At 32.8% G+C, this 23,711-nt stretch carries 23 protein-coding genes and 2 pseudogenes; 5 read left to right on the top strand and 20 right to left on the bottom strand.

Features of this window, described 5'->3' with window-relative positions; translation table 11 throughout:
• Nucleotides 1–3: 3 nt before the first annotated feature.
• Nucleotides 4–957: a metal ABC transporter solute-binding protein, Zn/Mn family gene (locus tag CM54_RS07910; protein ID WP_037550422.1), complete on the bottom strand. Its 954-nt coding sequence runs from the start codon at nucleotides 955–957 to the stop codon at nucleotides 4–6.
• Between the two features lie 154 nt (nucleotides 958–1,111).
• Here CM54_RS07910 and CM54_RS07915 point away from each other — a divergent pair, with 154 nt between their 5' ends.
• Together CM54_RS07915 and CM54_RS07920 are read left to right on the top strand one after the other, a co-directional pair.
• Nucleotides 1,112–1,393, top strand: a complete 282-nt coding sequence (locus tag CM54_RS07915; protein ID WP_037550425.1) for a GNAT family N-acetyltransferase — start codon at nucleotides 1,112–1,114, stop codon at nucleotides 1,391–1,393.
• A 151-nt stretch (nucleotides 1,394–1,544) separates the two neighbouring features.
• Nucleotides 1,545–2,354, top strand: a pseudogene (locus CM54_RS07920) (VOC family protein).
• 39 nt (nucleotides 2,355–2,393) lie between these two features.
• On the opposite strand, the gene CM54_RS07925 reads toward CM54_RS07920, so the two are convergent.
• Nucleotides 2,394–3,887, bottom strand: coding sequence for an aldehyde dehydrogenase family protein (locus tag CM54_RS07925; RefSeq protein WP_037550428.1), 1,494 nt, complete (start codon nucleotides 3,885–3,887; stop codon nucleotides 2,394–2,396).
• A gap of 278 nt (nucleotides 3,888–4,165) precedes the next feature.
• Nucleotides 4,166–4,825 carry an NAD(P)H-dependent oxidoreductase gene (locus CM54_RS07930; protein ID WP_030058798.1) on the bottom strand — a complete coding sequence of 220 codons (660 nt, stop codon included), beginning with the start codon at nucleotides 4,823–4,825 and terminating at the stop codon, nucleotides 4,166–4,168.
• A gap of 298 nt (nucleotides 4,826–5,123) precedes the next feature.
• Here CM54_RS07930 and CM54_RS07935 point away from each other — a divergent pair, with 298 nt between their 5' ends.
• On the top strand, nucleotides 5,124–6,116 hold the full coding sequence (locus CM54_RS07935) for a D-lactate dehydrogenase (protein WP_037550430.1): 993 nt from the start codon (nucleotides 5,124–5,126) through the stop codon (nucleotides 6,114–6,116).
• 58 nt (nucleotides 6,117–6,174) lie between these two features.
• Here the strand turns inward: CM54_RS07935 and CM54_RS07940 are convergent, their stop codons facing one another.
• Nucleotides 6,175–6,978 carry a Cof-type HAD-IIB family hydrolase gene (locus tag CM54_RS07940; protein ID WP_037550433.1) on the bottom strand — a complete coding sequence of 268 codons (804 nt, stop codon included), beginning with the start codon at nucleotides 6,976–6,978 and terminating at the stop codon, nucleotides 6,175–6,177.
• Nucleotides 6,979–7,205: 227 nt separating this feature from the next.
• Nucleotides 7,206–7,817 carry a class A sortase SrtA gene (gene srtA / locus CM54_RS07945; RefSeq protein ID WP_037550436.1) on the bottom strand — a complete coding sequence of 204 codons (612 nt, stop codon included), beginning with the start codon at nucleotides 7,815–7,817 and terminating at the stop codon, nucleotides 7,206–7,208.
• A gap of 194 nt (nucleotides 7,818–8,011) precedes the next feature.
• On the opposite strand from srtA, the gene CM54_RS07950 reads away from it, so the two are divergent.
• Complete coding sequence (locus CM54_RS07950) at nucleotides 8,012–8,503, top strand: GNAT family N-acetyltransferase (protein WP_037550441.1); 492 nt, start codon at nucleotides 8,012–8,014, stop codon at nucleotides 8,501–8,503.
• Nucleotides 8,504–8,544: 41 nt separating this feature from the next.
• On the opposite strand, the gene CM54_RS12580 is transcribed toward CM54_RS07950, so the two are convergent.
• The 14 genes and pseudogenes from CM54_RS12580 to pgsB form a co-directional block, all read right to left on the bottom strand.
• Nucleotides 8,545–8,721 (bottom strand): hypothetical protein, encoded by a 177-nt coding sequence (locus tag CM54_RS12580; protein ID WP_016898584.1) that lies wholly within the window; start codon nucleotides 8,719–8,721, stop codon nucleotides 8,545–8,547.
• Between the two features lie 303 nt (nucleotides 8,722–9,024).
• The gene (gene sdaAA / locus CM54_RS07955; protein ID WP_002432338.1) at nucleotides 9,025–9,924 is read right to left on the bottom strand and encodes an L-serine ammonia-lyase, iron-sulfur-dependent, subunit alpha; all 900 of its coding nucleotides are present in this window, start codon (nucleotides 9,922–9,924) and stop codon (nucleotides 9,025–9,027) included.
• A gap of 13 nt (nucleotides 9,925–9,937) precedes the next feature.
• Nucleotides 9,938–10,618, bottom strand: a complete 681-nt coding sequence (gene sdaAB, locus CM54_RS07960) for an L-serine ammonia-lyase, iron-sulfur-dependent subunit beta (protein WP_037550443.1) — start codon at nucleotides 10,616–10,618, stop codon at nucleotides 9,938–9,940.
• Nucleotides 10,619–10,620: 2 nt separating this feature from the next.
• Nucleotides 10,621–11,664 carry a PTS sugar transporter subunit IIC gene (locus tag CM54_RS07965; protein ID WP_002432706.1) on the bottom strand — a complete coding sequence of 348 codons (1,044 nt, stop codon included), beginning with the start codon at nucleotides 11,662–11,664 and terminating at the stop codon, nucleotides 10,621–10,623.
• Between the two features lie 536 nt (nucleotides 11,665–12,200).
• Nucleotides 12,201–12,998 (bottom strand): hypothetical protein, encoded by a 798-nt coding sequence (locus CM54_RS07970; protein WP_037550446.1) that lies wholly within the window; start codon nucleotides 12,996–12,998, stop codon nucleotides 12,201–12,203.
• Between the two features lie 275 nt (nucleotides 12,999–13,273).
• A complete protein-coding gene (gene xylB, locus CM54_RS07975) occupies nucleotides 13,274–14,761 on the bottom strand; it encodes a xylulokinase (protein WP_037550449.1) in 1,488 nt (495 codons plus the stop codon).
• A 205-nt stretch (nucleotides 14,762–14,966) separates the two neighbouring features.
• The gene (gene rbsK / locus CM54_RS07980) at nucleotides 14,967–15,890 is read right to left on the bottom strand and encodes a ribokinase (RefSeq protein WP_037550452.1); all 924 of its coding nucleotides are present in this window, start codon (nucleotides 15,888–15,890) and stop codon (nucleotides 14,967–14,969) included.
• A gap of 48 nt (nucleotides 15,891–15,938) precedes the next feature.
• Nucleotides 15,939–16,343 (bottom strand): D-ribose pyranase, encoded by a 405-nt coding sequence (gene rbsD / locus CM54_RS07985; RefSeq protein WP_037550455.1) that lies wholly within the window; start codon nucleotides 16,341–16,343, stop codon nucleotides 15,939–15,941.
• 21 nt (nucleotides 16,344–16,364) lie between these two features.
• Nucleotides 16,365–17,246 (bottom strand): annotated as a pseudogene (gene rbsU / locus CM54_RS07990) (ribose/proton symporter RbsU).
• A gap of 269 nt (nucleotides 17,247–17,515) precedes the next feature.
• The gene (locus CM54_RS07995) at nucleotides 17,516–19,120 is read right to left on the bottom strand and encodes a gamma-glutamyltransferase (protein ID WP_002432872.1); all 1,605 of its coding nucleotides are present in this window, start codon (nucleotides 19,118–19,120) and stop codon (nucleotides 17,516–17,518) included.
• 2 nt (nucleotides 19,121–19,122) lie between these two features.
• Nucleotides 19,123–19,284, bottom strand: coding sequence for a hypothetical protein (locus tag CM54_RS12585; RefSeq protein ID WP_002432774.1), 162 nt, complete (start codon nucleotides 19,282–19,284; stop codon nucleotides 19,123–19,125).
• Nucleotides 19,274–20,347, bottom strand: coding sequence for a CapA family protein (locus tag CM54_RS08000; RefSeq protein WP_030058782.1), 1,074 nt, complete (start codon nucleotides 20,345–20,347; stop codon nucleotides 19,274–19,276). The genes CM54_RS12585 and CM54_RS08000 overlap by 11 nt, the downstream gene beginning before the upstream one ends.
• 23 nt (nucleotides 20,348–20,370) lie before the next feature.
• Nucleotides 20,371–20,823: a poly-gamma-glutamate biosynthesis protein PgsC gene (gene pgsC, locus CM54_RS08005; RefSeq protein WP_002432315.1), complete on the bottom strand. Its 453-nt coding sequence runs from the start codon at nucleotides 20,821–20,823 to the stop codon at nucleotides 20,371–20,373.
• A 4-nt stretch (nucleotides 20,824–20,827) separates the two neighbouring features.
• Nucleotides 20,828–21,985, bottom strand: coding sequence for a poly-gamma-glutamate synthase PgsB (gene pgsB / locus CM54_RS08010; protein WP_002432337.1), 1,158 nt, complete (start codon nucleotides 21,983–21,985; stop codon nucleotides 20,828–20,830).
• A gap of 464 nt (nucleotides 21,986–22,449) precedes the next feature.
• On the opposite strand from pgsB, the gene CM54_RS08015 reads away from it, so the two are divergent.
• A complete protein-coding gene (locus CM54_RS08015) occupies nucleotides 22,450–22,770 on the top strand; it encodes a hypothetical protein (RefSeq protein ID WP_037550458.1) in 321 nt (106 codons plus the stop codon).
• A 20-nt stretch (nucleotides 22,771–22,790) separates the two neighbouring features.
• Here the strand turns inward: CM54_RS08015 and CM54_RS08020 are convergent, their stop codons facing one another.
• Entirely contained in the window at nucleotides 22,791–23,663 is an 873-nt protein-coding gene (locus tag CM54_RS08020; RefSeq protein WP_037550461.1) for an AraC family transcriptional regulator, read from the bottom strand.
• Between the last annotated feature and the right edge of the window lie 48 nt (nucleotides 23,664–23,711).

Genomic DNA, 23,711 nt, shown 5'->3' on the forward strand with positions numbered 1-23,711 from the left:
TAATTATTGATTTAAAGCTTTGTCTAACGATTCAATATCTTTTTTCATTAGTGATTGATAAGTGATTGACTGATTGTCTTTTTCTTTTTTAGTAAGTACTGCTAAATTATGGAAACTTAAAGGTTGGGTATCTGTTTCTTTTTTTATCACATCTGTAATTTTAGAAGTAATATTTTGTTCATATAATACATAAGGAGACTTGGAATTTTTGATGTTCTTTACGATACTCAATATCTTCTTTTGACTTGGTTCTTCATCATTCATTCCATTAACGCCCTCTTGTTTAAAATGATAACGATGAGTAAGATAGCCTAGAGAATCGTGAGAAATAATAATTTTTTCACGTTTAGGGCTTTTAGTGATTTTTTGCATCTTTTTATCGATATTTGAGATATCTTTATCTAACTTTTTATAGTTTTTTTCATAGTATGACTTATGTTTAGGATCTTTTTGAATAAGCTTATCTTTGATTTTCTCAGCGAAAATGCGATCTAATACTGGGTCTAGCCAAACATGTGGGTCGTTTTCAGTTTCAGCATGATTATGACCTTCATCTTCATCGTGATCATCGGAATGGATTAATTCTTTTTGATTTAAATCACTTGCAAGGGCTAATTTCATATTTTTATTTTCAATTGATTGAGTTATTTTAGCTGAAACTGGGTCTAAGCCATCGCTAGAGTAGATGAATAAATCACTTTTCGCAATATTAATCATATCTTTTTGCGTAGGCTCATAAGAATGTAAATCAGCACCTGGAGGATAAATAGATTCTACATCTACGTATTTACCGCCAATTTGTTCTGTAAAACTTTGAAATACAAAGACGGTTGTATATATTTTCATTTTGTTGTGACTATTGACATTGTCTTTTTTGCTAGAATTTATACTCTTACTACATCCACTTAATATTAAAATTAATGATAACGTAATAAAGATAATTGCCTTTCTTTTCAAAATGAGCCCTCCACAAAGCGTAATTATTTCGTTTATCACTATATCTATAACCTTCTAAAAAAGCAATAGCTAAGCCTTTAAAACATTAATCATGTTTTAAAATTTAAGATGAGTGATAAATATATGTATAAACATTTTAAAGGAGTGAACGTTAATGGCTGAAGAAATTAAACAAGGCGATCATAAATTTTATGTGGGAGAAGATGAGAATAATCCACAAGCAGTAATTACTTTCAAAGAAGTAGATAATAATGAAATCGATATTGACCATACTGGTGTATCTGATGAACTAGGCGGACAAGGTTTAGGGAAAAATTTAGTGAACAGCGTTGTAGAATATGCGCGTAATAATAATTTAAAAATCATTGCTTCTTGCCCATTTGCTAAAGATGTTTTAGAAAAAGATGACCATGCGCAAGATGTTTATTTAGGTTAATACATTGATAGTTAATTATTCCAAGGAGATATTATTCTTCTTGGAATTTTTTTGATTCAAACTTGCTCTTTTCACCTCCTTGTAGTATATTTATTATACTTAGTATAAATATTAAATAAAGATGACTTTTTCATCTGAGGAGGACTACACTTTGCATACCTTTCACTCATCAGAAGCAACGCAAGTTACAAATATCACTCTGAACGTTAAAGATTTAAATACAATGACTGACTTTTACTCTAATGTTTTAGGTTTTACAATCAATAAACAAACTGAGCAATAAACCATTTTTTATATCGGTAAACATGGACATACATTAACTTTGAATAGATTGATTGATGGTCGTCAACCTGGATTGAGAGAAGCTGGATTATTCCATATCGCCTACCTTCTCCCTTCGCGTGTTGACTTAGCAAACTTCCTTTATCATGCTAGCCAACTCAATATCGCGGTTGGTGGTGGCGATCATCTTGTAAGTGAGGCTTTATATTTTAATGATCCAGAAGGTAACGGCATTGAGGTCTATCAAGACCGTCCTGATGAAGGATGGCAATGGAATGATGGATTTGTCAAAATGGATACACTACAAGTTGATGCCAATGATTTAATTGCTCAACGTTCTAAAGAAGGATGGCAAGGTTGGCCAGAAGATGGGATAATTGGACATTTACATCTTAAAACACATGATCTAGGACAAGCACGCGCATTTTATATTGATGATCTAGGGTTAGAACAAATTTCTAATTTCCCCCAAGCACTCTTCATGTCCACGCAGAAATATCATCACCACATTGCGGTGAATACTTGGCAGTCAAATATAGCAAGAACTCATAATCAACTATCATATGGGTTAACTCATGTAGATATATATCAACCTAATGCAGAGATTAAACATTTAACATCACCAGAAGGCTTTGACATTAAGATTCATGGTGATAAAAACTTAGTGTTAAACACATAAAAAAGAGGGCTTTCGCCCTCTTTTAATTTTTTATTTATATTAATACATACCATTTGGTTGGTTACTTGTATCAATAAAGATATTTTTAACTTGTTGATAGTTTTTAATTGCGTCTTTATAAACTTCACGACCAATACCAGATTTCTTATAGCCGCCGAATGGTGCGCCTGCTGGAATTTGGTTATACGTATTAATCCAAATACGACCAGTTCTCATTGCTTTAGAAACATTTAATGCACGGTTGATATTAGTTGTGAAAATACCACCAGCTAAACCATATTCTGAGTCATTCGCGATATCAATCGCTTGTTGTTCATCATCAAACTTTTCAACTACTAAAACTGGACCAAAGATTTCCTCTTGAGCTAATTTGTGTTTATTATCTTTTAACTCAATAATAGTCGGCTCGAAATAATAACCTTTATCTAATCCATTGTCTGTAATACGATGACCACCAGTTAAGACATTAGCTTTATCATCATCTTCTGCAATTTTTACGTAACTTTGAATTTTTTCTAATTGATCTGGACCAGTTTGCGCACTCATTTTTACGTTTTCATCAAATGGATCGCCAACTGTGATATTTTCAAAAGCTTCTTTTAGTTTAGGTAATAATTCGTCATAAATTGAAGATTGTACTAGCAATCTTGAACCTGCACTACAAACCTCACCTTGGTTAAATAGAATTCCTAACTGAACGCCTTCAACAACTTGTTCTAAATTCGCATCATCAAAGATGATGTTGGCACTCTTACCACCAAGTTCTAATGTTGTAGGTACAATGCGTTCAGCTCCTGCTTTTGCTACGCCGTAACCTACATCTGTTGAACCAGTGAATGATAACTTATCTACACCTTCATGGTTAAAGATAGCGTCACCTGATTCAGAACCTTTACCAGTTAAAACGTTCACTACACCTTTAGGTAAAACTTCTTGGAAAATTTTAGCAAGTTCAATTAATGATAAAGGCGTTGAAGAAGATGGTTGAATAACCACTGTGTTACCTGCAGCTAATGCTGGTCCTAATTTCCATGAAGCTAATAAAATTGGGAAGTTCCATGCAACCACTGCACCTACAACACCTACAGGTTCATTGACAACTAAACTCATAGTGTTTTCGTCAATTTCATTGACTGTACCTTCATCAGTAGTTAAAACACTTGCGAAATATTTAAACTGATTTGCTGCTTGAGGTACATCAATTGTAGAAGTTTCACGATATGGTTTACCATTTTGTAATGATTCAACTGTAGCTAAATGTTCAGCCTTTTCATGAATGCGACGACTAATTTCTAATAAGTAATCAGCGCGTTCAGCTTTTGAAATTTTACTCCAGCTATCAAAAGCATCATGTGCAGCTTGCACTGCTTTATCGACATCTTCTTTGCCAGCTCTTGCAACTTTAGCTAAGTCTTCGCCATTAGCTGGGTTAGTTACTGTTAATGTTTCTCCACTACCACTTGATTGGAATTCGTTATTGATAAATAAGCCATAACTTTCGTCGATATAATCTCTTACGTTAATATTTGCCATTTTAACCCATCCTTTATAGTGATATTTGAATTGTTGAAACTACCTTGCTTAACTTAAATATATTAAAAATGTAAACGTTTACTTTTGTAGTTTTTATTTTACCTTCTTTTCTATATGATTCAAAACAATGTGTTTATGAGCATACTCAAAAAGAAGTCCTAGTCTTGAATTACCCGCATATATAAAGACTTATTCACTTCTGAAAAATTTAAAAATTTTCAAAAAAACAGACTCTACAATCTAAAATTATAGAATCTGTTCTTGAATATTTTAAATTATTATACCCAGCTAATAACGTCATCTTTGTTTTGACGAACTTTACCATGAGCAGGTTCTTCAGCTCTATAACCGAAACCAACCATTACTGAAATACCGAAATGTTCAGTATCTAGGATACCTTCATCAGCTAATATCTCAGTCACTTTATCTAAGTCAAATCCTTCCATTGGGCATGAATCAACGCCTAAGAGTGCTGCAGTCGTCATCATATTACCTAATGCAATATAAGTTTGTTTGCTAGCCCAATCATACAATGTACGTTCATTATCATTAATGTGGAAATTGGTTTGGAAATTATCAAACTTTTCATTGACTGCTGGAATTGTGCTTTCTTCGTACTGTTTAACACCACGAATTAAGTTTTGGACGTATTCAGATTGAGAAGTTACATTTTTACGTGCAAATATCAATACAAAGTGACTCGCTGTATCTAACTGCTTCTGAGCACCCCAACTGTATGGTTTAAGTTTATCTCTTAATGTTTCACTTTGGACTACAACAAAATGCCACGGTTCCAAACCTAGAGAACTCGGAGATAATCTCCCTGCCTCTAAAATTGTTTCAAAATCTTCATCACTCACTTTTTTAGACGGATCAAATTGTTTTGTAGCGTGTCTAAATTTAAACGCATCAATGATTGTTTGATTCATATTACTCATACCAGTGTTTCATCCTTCCTAAAATACATTGTTAACAATATCAATTTTCATTACATCAAAAGTATAAATGACTTTTGTACACGATAAAAGTAAATGAATTTCATAAAAAAGAGGATTTTTTATTTTAAAATGAGAGATTTTTCACATTTTTCTTTTCCTAAAGTCATTTCGTACTTGATTTGTGAAAACTTTCACAATATAATGAGCTTGTACGTTTTAGTCTTACTTATTTATTTTTATTCTTATAACTTATTATTTAGTACGATTTTTTACATTTTAGAAATGGGGTTATTTTTTAATGACAAGAATTATGTTTTTCGGTACACGCGAATATGAGAAAGAAATGGCATTAAACTGGGGTAAAAAGAATAACATTGAAGTAACTACTTCTACTGAACTTTTAAGTAAAGATACTGTCGACCAACTTAAGGATTATGATGGTGTAACTACCATGCAATTCGGTAAATTAGAAGATGAAGTTTACCCTAAACTCGAAGCATACGGCATCAAACAAATCGCTCAACGTACTGCGGGATTCGATATGTACGATTTAGATCTTGCTAAAAAACATGGTATTGTTATTTCTAACATTCCTAGTTATTCACCTGAGACTATCGCAGAATATTCTGTTTCTATCGCATTACAACTTGTACGTAGATTCCCTGCAATCGAAAGACGCGTACAAGATCACAACTTTACTTGGGCGGCACCGATTATGTCACGTCCAGTTAAGAATATGACAGTCGCTATCATTGGTACAGGACGTATTGGAGCTGCCACTGCTAAAATTTACACAGGATTTGGTGCAAAGGTTGTTGGTTACGATGCTTATCCTAATCATTCTTTAGACTTCTTAGAGTATAAGGATTCTGTTGAAGAAGCTATTAAAGATGCAGACATCATTTCATTACACGTACCTGCAAACAAAGAAAGCTTCCACTTATTTGATAAAGAAATGTTTGCGAAAGTTAAGAAAGGTGCTATTTTAGTTAACGCTGCTCGTGGGGCTGTTATTAACACACCTGATCTTATTGATGCAGTTAACGATGGCACATTATATGGTGCTGCAATCGATACTTATGAAAATGAGGCCGACTACTTTACATTTGATTGGACTAACAAAACAATCGAAGATCAAACGCTTTTAGAGCTTATTAGACACGAAAAGATTTTAGTAACACCTCACATTGCTTTCTTCTCAGATGAAGCAGTACAAAACTTAGTTGAAGGCGGCTTAAATGCAGCGTTATCAGTTATTCAAACTGGAACTTGTGAAACACGTTTAAACTAATATATTTAAAAGGGTGAGAAAAGTTGGTATATCCACTTCTTCTCACCTTTATTTATGCTCATATGTTACTTAGTACTACTTCTTCAATAGTAGTTAATACACCTTGTTTATCATTAGATGGTGCTACACCACTCGCTAATTCAAATAATGATGCGTCGTTACTATTTTCCATAACATAACTATATTGTGCGAGTTCTAGCATATCTTTATCATTATTAGCATCACCAAATGCCATTAATTCAGTAGACGACATCCCCCATTCAGTAAGTAATCGTCTTAATGCTTGACCCTTTGTCATATTAGGCATAATGACATCTATACTATCGTGCCCACTTGAGACTAGCTTAATTGTATCTTTAAAAGCTCTCTCTAACTCATCATCCAAGTGAGGATGAGTTTCTCGATTGATATTGAAAGCAATTTTAACATAATCGTCTTTAGGTAAATGTTGTAGTGAATCAATTTCTTCTAATTTATGATAATAAAAATGCGCGTCCTCTTTAAAAGTTGCTTGTGTACTTTTTAAAATATACGCACTTTTCACACCACATATAATGAGTTCATCCATCTTGTGGTCAATGCTTAAATAATCAACAACGTCTTGAAAATCTTGTCTATTGAAACTTCGATAGTTGTACAGCTTATTCCCATTATATATGACCGCCCCATTTTCAGAGATAAAGAACATATCTCTAACGCCAAAGATAGACTTCAATTTCGCATATTGATTTCCACTTGCAGCTATAAATTGTATGTTATGCTTCTTTAATTTTTTAAAAATTGTTTCAAACCGTGCCTCATCAAATTGCTTATTTGAATCTAAAAAAGTGCCATCCATATCTACTGCAATTGCGCGTATCATTTTAATATCCCCTTTAATTGACCAACTTTAATCTCATTATATCTGTGTGTGTGAATGGAATGAAGTTAAAGATAAGTCTATGAAACTATATTCACATTTAGAAATTGATTTCATCACTTAAAAATACTTAACTCATGTGAATGTTTGTTAAATGTCTATTAAACTTTATGATTTATTACTATAGTAAAAAGTAGAAGTATCTTGTATATACTCCTACCTGATCGTTCTTAATTCACTTGTGTTGCGATGAATATTTTTCGTTTCTCCCAGACACCTGTTTTCTCATTATAATCATCACAAGTAATCAACGTTAATTGATTTTTTTTACCTTTTTGTTCATCTAAAACTTCAACATCTGATGGATTAACGTCATGAATTTTTGTCATTTTATACTTACGTGTTTGATTACCTACTTTAAAATATACTTTACTTCCTTTTTTAGCTGCTTTTAGATTAGTAAATTGATAGTGCGGACGGTCAGTAAATGTGTGACCAGCGATAGAAATATTTTGTTGATCTAATGATTCATCACCTTCAGCGAAACTCACACCTCTATTAAGTTGCTCTAGTGTCGCAGGTCCTGGATAAACCGGCTCCTTAATTTCAGCATCTGGTACTTCAATATAACCAGCCATTTTGGATTTATCCTTTGGAATTGTAGGTGTCTTTTGTTTCGTCGAGGTATCCTTTTTTTCATCGTTGTCATATTTCTCAATCTTATTGTCGTTATCTTTTTCATGAAGATAATTATCAATATGTGGCTTTGTAAATAAATATATTGCTAATAATATTAATAAGACACCAATGAACGTCGTTAATCGACTCGTCCATTTTTTCATTACTGTAACTCCTTTAAATGTTTTTAAAGATTTATCGTAGTTTGAGATAAGTATAGCATTATTTTGACACGACAACACTAATATAAAAGGAGCTTATAAAATCTTTTATAAATATCGCATGTGAAATTACTTAACAAATAATTGATTTATTAGAAATAAAGGTATTTAATGGAATGTAAAAAGAGGGGTGCCCAATGATTAGACATGCTAGAAAAGAAGACCTGCCAGATATTCTTAAAATTTATAATGACGCCATAATTAATACTACTGCAGTATATACATATGATCCCAAGGAATTAGAAGAACGACTTCAGTGGTTTGAAACAAAATCAATAGCCGAAGAACCTATATGGGTATATGTTAAAGACCATCATGTTATAGGTTATGCAACATATGGCTCTTTTAGAGATTGGCCAGCCTATCTTTATTCTATTGAACATTCGATTTATGTTGATCCCGACTATCGTGGTCAAGGTATAGCTTCAAAGTTATTAGAAACACTCATTCAAGACGCAAAGGCCAAAAATTATCGAACAATTGTAGCGGGGATAGATGCTTCTAATGTAGGAAGTATTGAGCTACATAAAAAATTTAATTTCACTCACGTTGGAACAATTAAAAATGTAGGATATAAATTTGAAAGATGGCTCGATTTAGCATTTTATCAGCTTGATTTACATCAATAAAAAAGAATGAAATTTAACTAAGGAATGTCTTTGGTTAAATTTCATTCTTTGTTTTTATTTTCAATAACAAAACGAATATAGTAGAACATAAAAACGAGAATCATACTTAATGATAATGATTTAAATAATAAGTTGACCCATGTCCCCTCTGTAGTCCATAAATAAGTTATCGTTGTGTTAATGATGAATGCTAGAAAGATAAGGAATAATCTTAGCATTGCATCAACCCCTTTTAAGCTATTTTAGATTGGGGACCCACATTTTGCAATATTAAAGAAGCACTTATGATATTAATAATTCTTTAGTGCTTCTTACATAATAGTTTCTTGACTATTGTGTTCATCTAATATGCGAATTCTAATTCGACGGTGTTCTTAATGCAATAGACCATAGTCTATTGGTATCCTTTTTAATCATTCAACTATGTACTTACTAAAACAGTTAATCTTTATAACCTTAGAAAAAAGCACTTTAGTCTTGCTATATACAAAACTAAAGTGCTTAATCATTATATTTATAAGTTATTTATTATTTACCATATTTTCAGCTTCACCGAAAATTTTACGTTTAATTTCTTCACCAGTTGGTGTACCAGCTAGACCACCTAAACCTGTTTCACGAAGAGATGCAGGTAAATTACGACCAACTCTGTCCATCGCACCTATAACTTCATCAACTGGAATACGACTTTCAACGCCAGCTAATGCAAGGTCTGCTGAAATTAATGCGTTACCTGAACCAATAGCATTTCTCATTACACAAGGAATTTCAACGAGTCCTGCTACAGGGTCACAAACTAAACCTAATAAGTTACTTATCGCAAGTGCCATCGCATGACCAGATTGCTCTGGAGTACCATTAAAGATAGCTACAGAAGCTGCTGCAGCCATTGCTGACGCAGAACCAACTTCTGCTTGGCAACCGCCTGTAGCACCAGCAACACTTGCGTTGTTTGCAACTACACGTCCAAATAATGCTGAAGTAAATAGGAAATCTATCATTTGATCTTCAGTTAAATCATGAGTTTTCTCTAATTTGAAAAGAACGCCGGGAATAGTTCCCGAGGAACCAGCTGTAGGTGTAGCACAGATGATACCCATTGCTGCATTCACTTCGTTTGTTGCAACTGCGCCTTTAACGGCTTCAATCATTTCTTTCCCTGATAAAGCATGATTGTTTTCGTTGTAATCACGAAGTTTTGCCGCATCATGGCCTGTATAACCTGTAACACTTTCTACACCGTCTCCAGTAGTACCTTTTTCTACTGCATCACGCATCACTTCAAGATTTTGTTTCATGCGTTCACGTACTTCGTCGCGTGATATACCTTCTCTTTCCATTTCTTCGTTGATCAAGATATCAGCGAAGGAAATGTCATGTTCAACAGAATAATCTATTGTCTCTCTAATTGAATCAAACATTTATAATCCCCCTCTAATTGATATAGGAAACGTTTAAGTCACTGTATTTTTCTCTAATTTTGTTTAATGTTGATTCTGAGATTGCTTTATTTAAAGGTAATACAACTAGACCATTATTGTCGCTCGTCTTGACAGTTTCATCACCAAAATCAATTTCCATATCTGTCATGTCGTTGATTAAGTGATTCACCTGAGCTTTATCCATTTCGCCGTCTATTTCTAACATTGGAAGTCCATTGTTAATTTCAACTTCTAAGCCATTGACGTTAATGCCTTTAAGTTTAATTGTACCGCCACCAATTGAAATACCAATGACTTCAATGTGACGTCCACTTTCAGAGTTCGCCTTAATATAAGCACAGTTAGGATGTTGACCGATACTTTCTCCATCTTCTTCGATGATATCAACATCGATATTTTCATCCCTAGCTATATCTAATGCTGATTTAATTCGGCTATCGAAGGTGCTATAGCCCATAGCACCACCAACTACAGCTACGTCTGTACCATGTCCTTGGTGCGTCTTAGCAAAAGATTCATAATAATGAATCTCTAAAGTTTTAGGCATGTCTCCTAAAACAGCACGTGCTGAGTTACCTATTTTAACTGCACCAGCAGTATGAGAACTTGATGGTCCCATCATAACTGGTCCAATAATGTCAAAAGCACTTTGGTAATCATAGCTTTTAGCCATTATTAAACACTCTCCTTAACTCGATTCTTTTTCCCTGGTAATTTGAAACTAATATTCATTAAGTTAAATTTCTTGATAATTGAACTCATAACGAATGCTAGTACTACACTTACTATACCCACTGTGATGATAGTTATGATAGAAGTCACTGCATTATTAAATCCAAATAATACAATCGCACCTGCGATCGGTGTAGCCATACCTTTTACATTGATTACTAGTCCACTGAATGTAACGATACAAGCATTTACAACACCGATGATGGCATTCGTACCATAAAGTTGTAGTGGATATTTTGCAATTAAATCTATTTGTGTCAATGGTTCGATAAATACTGCGAACGCATTAGTTTTCTTACCAATATGCAGTCTACTGAATAGTACTGCGTTAACGAATGAAGCACCAGTACATGTTAATGCACCGATTGCCATTGGAATACCTGTAAGCCCTAATAAGCTTGTTAAGACCATTGAACTTAAAGGCGTCATGCCTGTTACAGGTATAACTAGTCCTAATATAACTGCTAAAGCATAAGGATTATCATTACCTACAGATGAGATAGCTGAACCAATTTGTTTAAGTACAGCGATAACCCCTGGTGAAATTAAATTTGCTAAACCAAATGTAATTGCTGGAGCCAATAAAATTACAACAATTAAATCTAGTCCTTCTGGAACTTTTTTCTCTATCAATTTAATCCCAAAAGCAATAATATATGCTGCTATAAATGCTGGCAATAATTTTGAGTCATGTAAAACTAAACCAACGATAACAGCAAAAACTGGAGATACACCCAAGTTTAAACATGTTAAAATACCAACTGCAATTCCGCTTAAACTCCCTGCTAAGTCACCAATTTCTTGAAAAAATTTAATGTGGAACACGCCACCGATAGCATAACTTAAGAATGCTTGTGGTAAGTATGTGGCACAAGCTGCCCCTGATAAAGCTTGTAAACCTTGTTTACCATATGGCGCAAAGTTTAAGAACAGCGTCATGATGATAAGTACAATTACTAGTGTCCCTACTCCTAAGATTATATTCATTTCCCCATAACCTTCTTTCTGTTTTTTTAGGCCATAGCTATCGTACACCCTTAAGAAAGCGATTTCAATAATTTACAACAAATAAATTAGTAGATATTGTGAAATAATTCACTAATTTATATTTTTATTGTTGCAAAAAGTACAAAAGAGAAATTATTTTGTTATTTGATTTTATTCGAAACATTTTACACCTAACCCTGACGAATGTAAACGCTATCATCAACATTAATTTACCCTTACCTCAAAATCGTCTTCATATGATGTACAAGATAACTAGTACATATCATTTAGGCGACTTATATATTCTAACGCTTATTATCTCAAAATGTAACAAATTGCTCACAATTTTTAAGGGCTTATTGCAAATTTCTAGTGCAACCAGCCCTTAAATATGAATGTTTAATTTAAAATTGTATTTTTTACCCTTAAACCTATTTTCAGATTCACGGGTGAATTTTATCATTTTCTACTCTTACCTATATCAGTTTAATTAATTAGGCGGACTTCTACCTCTATAACTTTTCAATAAGTAAAAGTTACCCTTTAATGAAAAATAATTTTTCAGCTAAGTCATAATTCTTTTGACTCAATGAAAATTCTTGTCTTGTAAGTCTTTCTGGTAATTCAAGTATAAGTAAGAAAAGTTTGTCTACATTTGTTAACACTTTTTTAGATGTAGACATAGATATTGATTCCATTTGCTCAATAAATGGTGCGTATCTACAGTAAGCACTAACAAATATTTGTAGAGGATAGATGCTTTGATTGTTTTTATATAAATTAATGAAGACTTTAACAATATGACTGGGATAGATGATTTCTATAATATTATCTTGAATAGAGAATTTTAAATTGCATTTTTTGAGTTCTGAAAGTAGTTTTTGAAGCATATATAGGAGTAAAGGAATGTCGCGATTTTCATGAGCAGGTGGAAGGTTGAGTTTATCAGTTAATGTATCTGGATCTAATGGGAATGATAATTTAAGTGGTTTAACAGTTGTTTTGATTTTTAATTGGGTCATTCTAGAGTATGCACTCAACATTTCACTGTGCTGGTTGACAGGATAGAATTGTAAAAAACGTAACTTTTCATCATTAATATCACTTTCAGCTTCATCTCTTAGATTGATAAACTGATTACTTACTTGATGCGAAGGTGGTTGATATTGAGGGAATTGAATTGACCTTTGAAGTTGGTATGTAGTGGGTAGTGTAATATCTTGGTGTTCAAGTTCAAGTAATAAATTAGGATAGTCGAGTTCATTCATATACGCAAACGTTCGTGGCGACATATGGTTTAGAAACTCACACAATTCTTGTTTCAAAATTAACATATTATCATCCTCTCGATGTCTTATTTTTTAATTGTGCTCATATATTAATTGTTAAAATATAATTTTATTAAACGTTCTATTTAGTTTAATGTCAATATTCATTTCCTTGAAAATAATTTTTCTTTTTTGTCGCTCAAACTAAAAATCAAATATTGATTCCAATCTTTTCAATAATTCATTTTTTTCAATAAATTTCTATATAAAGTCTAGGTTTTACATTTAGAGTTATCAATATAAAAAAACTCTCGCACATGAATTGTCCGAGAGTTCGTACTTTACTTTGTAATCGCTAGCAGTTCCTTTGTTAGTTCTTTCGTTTGCTTATAGACTCGTTGATAAACATTATGGAATTGTTCGTATCGTTTATGATTTTCGGCATTAGGTTTAAAAACTTCTTCAACTTTAATAAATGTCTCAACACAATCAGCTACACTTTCAAACCAACCTAGTCCGTATGCTGCAAGCATAGCTGCTCCCATACTTGGACCTTCTTCATGTTTTAATTTTTTCACTTTCATATTAAAAACATCTGCTTGAAGTTGAAGCCAGAACTTACTTTTAGCCCCTCCACCAATTGAGGTAATTGAATTGATTTCGTGTCCTGCTTCTCGCATTATTTTGATTGAATCATATAAAGAATAAGTAATACCTTCTATAACTGCACGTGCAAAATCTGCTTTTTTGTGTTGTCCACTAATACCAATAAAACTACCTCTAATGTAGGCATCCCCATGTGGCGTGCGTTCACCAGCTAAGTAAGGAGCAAATAATAAGCCATTTCCTCCTAGTTTGGCACTTTCAGCATAATCTAAAATTTTAGCGAAGGAGTCATTTTCAAAGAATGTGGTCTTCAACCAATTCAAACTATAACCTGCAGCTAATGTAACTCCCATCGCATAATACGTATTAGGAATACTGTGATTGAAGAAATGTAAATTCTGATCATACTCTGTAACATGATTATGTTCAACATTTAATACAACGCCAGATGTTCCTATACTACATAATGCCTCTTTATCATTAATTACGCCAGCTCCTATAGCTCCACAGGCATTATCCCCACCTCCGGCAAATACAGCAACCTGATGCTTTAAACCTAGTTCATCTGCCAGTAATTCGCTAACGTACCCAACACATTCATGTGAATTGACTAATGATGGATAAATATCAGGGATATTGAAAATTGAGCCCACATCTTTTGTCCACAAATTTGTTTTAGGATTTAATAATAACGTGCTAGCCGCATCACTGTATTCCATATTAATTTGATTCGTTAGACAATATCGTAAATAATCTTTAGGTAACATAAATACATTCACTTGTTCCCAAATTTCAGGCTCATGTTGTTGAACCCATAACATTTTAGGTAATGTGAATCCTTCTAATATTGGATTATAGTTGAGTCTCTCACCATACACTTCTTTAATTTGACGACACTGTTCCGAATTTCTAGTATCATTCCAGAGTATTGCATTGCGTAAGGGCTGTCCTTCTTTATTTAAGACGACTAGACCGTGCATCTGTCCTGAGAACGAAAGACCTTTCACAGCTTTATTCTTTAAAGCATTTGAAGAGATGATGCGCTTAACGCCCCGCTTAGTAGCTTGAAACCATTCATTAGGGTCTTGTTCACTATATCCAGGTTGCTCTTGAAATAATTTCAATGGTTCACTTACAGTCTCCAATACTTCGCCTTGGCGATTGACTGCGATAATTTTAATTGCGCTCGTTCCTAAATCAATACCTAAAACAACTTCTTCCATCTTTTGATCACCCTTCGTTTATGTCAAATATGTATTAAGTTATCTCTGTATATTTATATCATATATGCTTACATACTATATGAAAACTTAAAGTTTAGAGTTAATAGTATTTTAAAAAAAATAATAGCTCTAAGATGATTGTTTTAACACAACTTCTTAGAGCATTTTTTTAATTATGAATACGTAATGAAATACCTTTCACTAATTATTTATAGACATTGATTACTTCATCTCTAGTAGGAATAGCTGCTTGAGCTCCTTGTCGTTGAACAGTTAAAGATGATGCTTGATTAGCGAATTGGATAGCTTGTTCCAAATTACTCAAATCTTTGTTTAATTGACTCACAAAAGCTCCAATAAATGTATCACCTGCAGCAGTAGTATCAATAGCTTTTACTTTATAGGATGGAACAATATTGAATTCATTCTCAGTTGCATAATACGTACCTTGTTCCCCAAGCGTAATAAGTACTGTTGAAATTCCTAATTTGAAGAAATATTCTACGGTTTCTTTCATGCTATCTTGATTAGTTATAGAGATACCTGATATCAGTTCAGCTTCAGTTTCATTAGGAATAATAATATCTGTTAATGCTAATAAAGATTTAGGCAAATCAATCGCAGGGGCAGGATTGAGTATAGTTGTTACACCATTTGCTTTAGCAATTTTAAAGGCTTGTTCTATAGCTTCAATTGGTACTTCTAATTGTGCCACAACAAAGTCCGCTTCAGTAATTGGTTGTTCTGCTACCATGACATCTTCAGCACTTAAAGTCATATTTGCTCCACCATATACTAAAATTGTATTCTGACCGTCTTCTGATACTGTTATGAAAGCTTGTCCTGTTTCTTCATTATCAGCGGTTAAAATATATTCCGTATTAATAGACGCCTCTTTGAAATCTTCAATGATAAAATCGGCATTCCCTTCTTTACCTACTTTAGTAACAAAAGTTGTTTCAGCTTCTAGACGACCAGCTGCAATCGCTTGATTAGCACCCTTTCCTCCACCAAATTCTCGTTGCGCTTGATCAATGTGTAATGTCTCTCCTGGTTTAGGAAAACGCGTCACGTTAATAAATTTATCAACATTGGTTGAACCTACTATAACTACCTTGTTTCTACTCATTGAAATAGCCCCCTTTTTAGATATATAATTCTTCAATCGTGCTTTCTATCAAAAAGTGACATTAGATTCTAATACGATATTAGAGAATGGTGTGGTCTCTCCTGTTCTAATGTTCCCTTTATTATGTGGTGATTGAAGCATCTCTTTCATTTTACTATGAGAAATAAATTCAATCTCTACATGTTCCTCGATTAAGTGTTTAATTGCTTTAAGCTGAGTTGAATTATTTGTTTTTATCTCTTCTGCTAAGTAAATTTTTTGAATCTCCACTTCTGTTAAAACATTTTCAAGTACATCTATAAAACTCGGTAAGCCTTTAGTTACTGCTAAATCAATACGTCTTTTATCATTAGGTATAGGCATTCCTGCGTCGTTGATGGTAATTAAATCATAATGTCCTAAAGTTGAGATAGCTTGTGAAACATGACTATTTAATACTGCTGTCTTTTTCATAAATATCAATCCCTCACTAAGTTATTTAATAAATACAGTTACGGAAGCAGCAATAAGAATTAAAACCAATCCGACAATAGTAATCATTAATTCTTTTGGTGTTTTCTTCTGATTTAAAAAGAAAATACCTGTTAAAGTTGCTAAAACGACTGAAGTTTGGGAAAGAACGAAACCAGTAGCTAGTCCATTCATATTGGGTTGGGCTGAAATTAAATATGTTAACGCGGCAAAGGCGAAGAAGAAACCAGAAATAATTTGTTTCCAACTGACTGCTTCTTTAAAGGCATTCCCTTTGTTCATATTCATTAGAGCATAGATGACTGCTACAATTACCATACCAATAGCTTGTGGTAAAAATGCTTTTAATCCACCTATATCTGTAGCTTGTGGTGCAGCTGAATAAACCCAATATCCAATTTCACCAATAAGTAATAAAACCACTGCTTTTCTAAGATTTTGACTATACTCTTGTTCACTTTTCTCTGACCAAACTGTCATTCGTGCGCCAACTAAAATTACTATGAGTGCTACGAATCCAATCATTTTGTTTGTTACACCAGGCTAGTTACCTAAAGCGAATACGCCCCATAATGAAGCACCTAATAATTGAAAAGCTGTTGTAATAGGCATAGCTCTAGATGATCCTACTAACCCAAACGCTTTAAATGTAATAATTTGACCAAATGCCCATCCGGCACCTGAAATAATTGAAAATATGAGTGCCATACCTACGGGTATTCCAATACCTTTTACCACGGCTAATATAATTGCAAAGATTAATGTCCCGACTGTTGCACCAAAGATTTGGTTCACAGGTCGTCCGCCAAATTTAGATGCAATCGTTGGGAACAATCCCCAACCTAATAACGGTCCTAATCCTATTAATAAAGCTATAATATCCATAAGCCACCTCGAAGTCTTAAATTATATGTAAAACTTTTACTCAATCATCATACTATTTATGAATTGACCTGTATACGCTTACACCCAATGTCATAAAACTGTCGGATATGCATAAAATTTTTACGATGAGGGAAAATTAATATTGCAATCATAAATCAGTCATTTTAAAATTAAATATTTTAATCATATGATTCCACTAAATACATAAAAACACCCTCAAAGTGATACGATTTCAACTTTGAAGGTGTACTATTATTTGTATTTAATTTTTAACGGTTACCAACATCTGAACCGACGTCTACTGATTTTTTATTTTTATCATACACGGCACCTTGAACACTACCGAAGTTAGGGTCATTACGTTTTTCTTGAACGCCATAACCTAAACTTTTGAAGATGTTAATATCTTCATCGCTTGTAGCATTTTCATAATAAACTGTACCACCATCATTATAAAAACGTGGTTTATCAACAGATTCTTGCAACGTACCGTTACCATTTAAATAATCTACGATAACCTCATCTAAGATAGTAGGAATTTTGTTACCTCCAGGAGTACCAATACCCATATAGAAGTTAGGACCTACCACTACTGATGGTGAAATGAATGATCTTGGTGCTTTATGAGGTTCCCCATAGTTAGGACTCGTTGATTCTTTAGAGAAGTCTCCTAATGAGTTGTTCATATAGAATCCTTCTTTCATGAAATCACCAGATCCAAAGTAACTTGAAAGTGTATTAGTCGTGCTTGCTAATTTACCATCTTTATCAATAACTACAAAGTGCGTTGTACTTGTATTATCAGTTCTTATTTGGTTAAAGTCACTACCATTTTCTGTGTTGCTTCCAACATTAACTTTATTTAATTGACCAAGTAAGTAATCATCCGATAATTGTTGGTCATTACTTGCTTCTGAACCATTAACGATATCACGGTTTTGGTACATTAAATCACGTGATTTAATCATCGCAGTAATAAAGCTAGTACGGTCAGCATTATTTTGGTTTTCTTGTTCATCAACTTTTAAACCTTGTAAAGTTAGCGTACCACCTAATGGGTTAGAAGCTGAATAAATTTTGTTATTCTTATAAGTTGTACTTACTGGTTCTTTTGATTCAGTTTTGAAGGTTGTGAAATCCTTTTCAGTCAATTTATTTTTTAACTGTTTAGAAATACTTTTACCTACGTCTTTGTAGAAGTAATCTGGGCCTTTATCACGGATTTTCTTTAACGTGTCAGCAAGTTTACTTTGCTTAACAACGTCACCTTCACGTACTGTTTTACTTCCTTTGAAGAAAGGTGAATTACGGTCAATCTTAGAGCCGTAAATTTTCAAACTACGTTCAAGTTCTGAATCTACTTCGAAGCCATCTTCTGCTAAAGGAATGACGTAGTTAAAGATTTTCTTCTCATCCATTTTACCTTCTTTTTCATGCATATCATGCATACCTCTAACGAAGCCAGGTACACCGATTTTGTCGCCTTGTTTATAATTGTATGAAGACATTGTCTTATATTCATACATTTTAGGGACTTCTCCATCTTTACCATTGTACGTTAGCGTTGCGCCCCCACCGCCTAAACCAGACGAATGAGGTTCAGTTACAGCTAGAGCATAAGCAACACCTTCAGCTGCATCTGTTGCATTACCGCCATCTTCAATTATTTTATTACCTACTTTAGTTGCAATTGCATTATTAGAGGCAACACCATAATTTTTTTGGTTACCAGATTGTTTATGGTTCGCTATCTTATTTTCATATAACGTGTCTTTGTCCACTTTCTTCTCTGTTGTTAAGAAATAAAAGAGGAACGAAATCACAATTGTTATAACTAAAATGACACTCAAGGTCACTTTATTATATATATTCATATTTAGCTTGCCCCTTTTGAAAGATATTGCTGTTCTCCATTTTTCAATTCATTTTGTTCATAATGATCTAAACCTTCATTTGCTTTGGCAAATGTCACTAATAAGAAAATGACAATAACTAAGATGACAACGACGATTGGCAACCAATGTTTTTTAATATTCAAAAGTATAACCTCCACTATTATCTGATTTTAAATTAACTGTTTTATCTTTGATATTGTTATGGAATCTTACATGATCCAATTTATTCATATCATCTTTAGAGATTTTACCGTCTTTTGACTGAATTGGTGTGATATGGAATTTATTATGTTTTCCGTTCCAATCTTGTTGTACGACCATGCCTTTTTGATTTTTCGATAAGAAGTCATCTGAAGTTGTATTACCTAAACTATAGAAAATAGGTGTGTTTTTATATTTTTCTATTTTCTGTACAACTGAATTATGACCAACAATAATGTCAGCACCAGCATCTGATAATGCGTGCGCATATTCTTTTTGTCTATCAGTTACATTTCTTTCATTAGGAATACCCCAGTCAACATTAACTACTACGTAATCATTGTTTTCTTTTAACTTCTTAATGAGTGGATAAAAAATCTTCGGATCTAAACTGATTGAAGTCGTATTTTTTAAAGGTTTAGTATAATTTGATTCAACATCTGTAAATGATACATTTGCGATTTTCTTACCTTTAATTTCTTGTTGAACAGTTTTACTATTTATAGGATTTGAACCATTTCCTGTTAAAAAGTTATAACCTGCTTGAGATTCAACTTTTCTCATTAACTCTGTCGCTTGAATATTATCAATAGACTTGTTGATGAGATTTACACTTTTAATATTTTGTTTACGTAAGAACATGATATTTTCTATGTTTTTATTAAGATCATCTTTTTGATTTTTTGAAAATTCATTAACCAATAAAGAAGCCGAAGAAAAATCACTATTCTTTAACGTGTCTTGAATTCCTGCAAATACATCATTCAAATTATTTTGGCGAATGTGTTTATTTAAAGTAATGTTGCCTAAGTATGTAAATCGAAGGCTATTTCCACTTTTGGCATCACTTTTGACAGGATCGACATGTATTGCTCTGATCGCAAATACTAATAGAATTAAAGCTAATAAAAGGACAATCGCCGTGTAAAGCGTGTTTCTTCTTTTATGTCTTTTAGACTGTTTAAGTAACCACTCACTGGGCGATAATCGTTTTTTCTTTTTCATTAATACGCGCTCCTTGTTCGTGATTAGTTGATAAAGCTATATAAGAACAAGATGACATAAGTAATACAAGTTAATAACATTGTAGTTGATAATGTAATTACGACACCTTGCTTTTGAACCGTATTTGCAATGATTCCTGGAATGACAACACCAATACCTGAAACTTCAACCATCTCAAATGGCGTGAGAGGATAAATTAAGTCAAATATAAACTTGAGTACCATACCAGTTAAAATCATAGCAGCGAATTTTCTTCTACCATATAAAATCACCCATTTACTAATACCGTTATTAACAATAAAGTAAGTTAAACAACTAATAATCAATACTGATAATAACATTATGGGTTGATCAAAAATTAAAGCTAAGTAACCAGGAACAACAAGTCCTGCCGGGTTGATCCCGAATTTCTCAGCAAATATTAAACTGAGAATAACACCTACGAATAAGGAGAAATATAACTCTGAACCTATCATTTTTTTATTCTATCCCTTCTATGAATTCCGCTATTCTTCCACCCGGGCCGTGGATGTTTCCTACACAAAAGACAAGTGCATTTTCTGACTCATGCATAATTCCTTTTTCAATTTCAGAGAATTCTTGCCCTTCGTAATTTAAATATTTCTTATCTGGCATTTTTTGCATTAGGTTTGAAACCATTTGCGTACTCTTACCAGTACAAATTAAAACATCATAATCAACATCTTCTAAGAAATTTTCAACGAATAATTGTGTTCTATCAATTCTATCTGAACGACAATTTAAAATGATAATTTTCTTTTTGTATGGATAATTATATGATTCAACTTTATTCAAAATTGCCTTTGTAGATTTTGGTTCATTTGCAGCAAAAGCATTAACAAAGACATTTTGCGTGTTATTTGCATGGAAATATTTAATACGCACCGCACCTGGATCGGCTGGGGCATTTAACATACCTTGAAGTGCTGTTTCATAATCTACACCAACAGCCTCTGCTATACCTAAGACAATGGCAACATTATCCGGGAAGACTAAGTAGTCAAATTTTCTTAAGTATGATTCAGGTATTTCGTCTTTATCTACAACGATGATTTCCGAATTTCGCTTTTTAGCTTCTTTCGCGAAGAAATCAGTATATTCATCTTTCATTACAACTAATTTACCATTATATGGAATTGTTGCTGTAAAGGCTTGAGCTACATCTTTAAGAGTTGGACCCAATACATCCATGTGATCTTCCATCACGTTTACAATAACGCCAATATTTGCCTTTACTAAATCTTTTTGGAATGTAATTTGGTAGTCAGGGTTAACAGCCATACACTCATTAACAAGTGCGTTTGCTTTTTGCTTTACAACCTTACGAATAATATCACGCTGTTCACCAATATTTGCACCTTGAGGTTTTCTAATTACATCGTATTCTTTCTGTGTGAACCAGTACATCATTCTTGCATCTGTTCCAGTCGTTTTACCGATTACTCTGTAATGGTCTTCTCGAAGCACACTGTAAGCCATTCGAGTGATTGTAGATTTCCCACGAATCCCATTGATATTAATTCGTAAAGGGATTTTCTTTAGTCGATTCGCATGACGTCTTTTTTCTTTAATTCCTAGCCATAGAATCAACAGGACACACACTATAATGAGAATCAATCCGTCTTACCTCGCTTTTCTATGTAATATTAAATTGTTAATGGAAAATGATAAACACTAATTTAAATTAATTAACTCACAATTTTTACAAAAATTTAAAACGTTTCCATCATAGTAAAGTCTAAATAAAAAATTAATCAAAAGTCAATATAATCTATATAATTCATCATAATTCATTACAAATTTTTTTATTCTCTAACTAGTAGTAGACTATCATGTGCGTGTTGACTCAGTTTTAAATCTTTTAACCCAACATTAAGATAATGTAAATAAATGTAAAGTTATTTCATATACACTATGCATTTTTTAGAAAAAATGATAAATTTTATTTTTATATTGTAGAATTTTTTAATTCATTTCATATCTTTAGTAAAGTAATGAGAATTTTACTTTGAATTTACATTAGCTTAAAAAACACATGTTACCTTAAATATGAAAGTTACTACGACCTTAGGAGGATATGGATGGATAAACCAGTAAAACTCGCTGTTGGCGTCTATCTTGCAATCATACTAGTTGTTTGTAGTTGTTATCTTGCTTTTATACTTATCGGTAGTTTACAAGGTAAAGATATGAGTAATTCAGTTTTAGATAGTGATCATTCTCGTATCAACAACACATCTAGAAATAGTGATGAGGACGTAAGTTCAACATCAAGTCATTCAGATTCATCTCATTCACACTCTTTCACAACTTCTAACTACAAAAATGTAGATTCGAAAAACACTCAAAATAATTACCATCAAACACCAAAAAATGCGAATTCCAGTTATCAGGTATATTGATAACAGAATTCGCATTTTTATTAATGTGATAATTGAAATTGTTTAGGTGTAACTTTGTATTTATCTTTAAACATCTGTATGAAATAACTCGTTGTAGAAAAACCGCAATCCATAGCTACTTCCGTTACATTATTATGAGTTAATTTAAGTTGCTTTGCGCCCTTTTCCAATCGATAGTGTAATAAATATTGGAAAGGCGTCATACCTACATACCTTTTAAAGAGCTTAATCGTTTCTGAACTGCTAATGCAGGATATCTTACATAAGTCATGCATTTTTATTTTATATGTGTAATTACTCTGAATAAAGTTTATGCAATCTTTTATTCTTTGATCAAAGTAATAATATTGTTTGGAATGATGAGTTTGATCAATCAGCATGACGAGATATTTCAAACAAATATAATACTCACTTAATATATTAAGTTGATAATGCTTATCTTTTGCTTCAAATAATTCTCCTACATTTTTTATCTTTTCAATTAATATCTTTTCTTCTACATTGACACCATTTATTTTCATATAAGGATGCTTATCAAGCGTATTAATAATTTGATTTACATATTTATAATTTACATAGTCTGTCGCATCAGGTAAACCAATATTCCAACAGTAAAAGGAAGTATCCGCTTCAAACCCTTCTATTTTATGAACTACATTTGTATTAATAAACAAAGCTTGATCCTTTTTTAATACAACGGTTTGATTAGCAATTTCAATTTGAATAGTCCCACAAGTGACCACCATCAGCTGTAAATCATTGTGCCAATGCAAAGGGATATAACCTAGAATCGTTTGGTCAAGTTGAGTATGTAACATGATATGTTGCCATAAGGAATCTGGGTAATGAATAATTTCTTCTAAATTTTCTTTCAATCGGATATTTATTGTCATGGATATCAACCTCAATATATTGATACTTTTTTAAAGTAAAAAGATATA

The organism is Staphylococcus sp. TE8 (assembly GCF_000692055.1).
Classification (GTDB): Bacteria; Bacillota; Bacilli; order Staphylococcales; family Staphylococcaceae; genus Staphylococcus; species Staphylococcus capitis.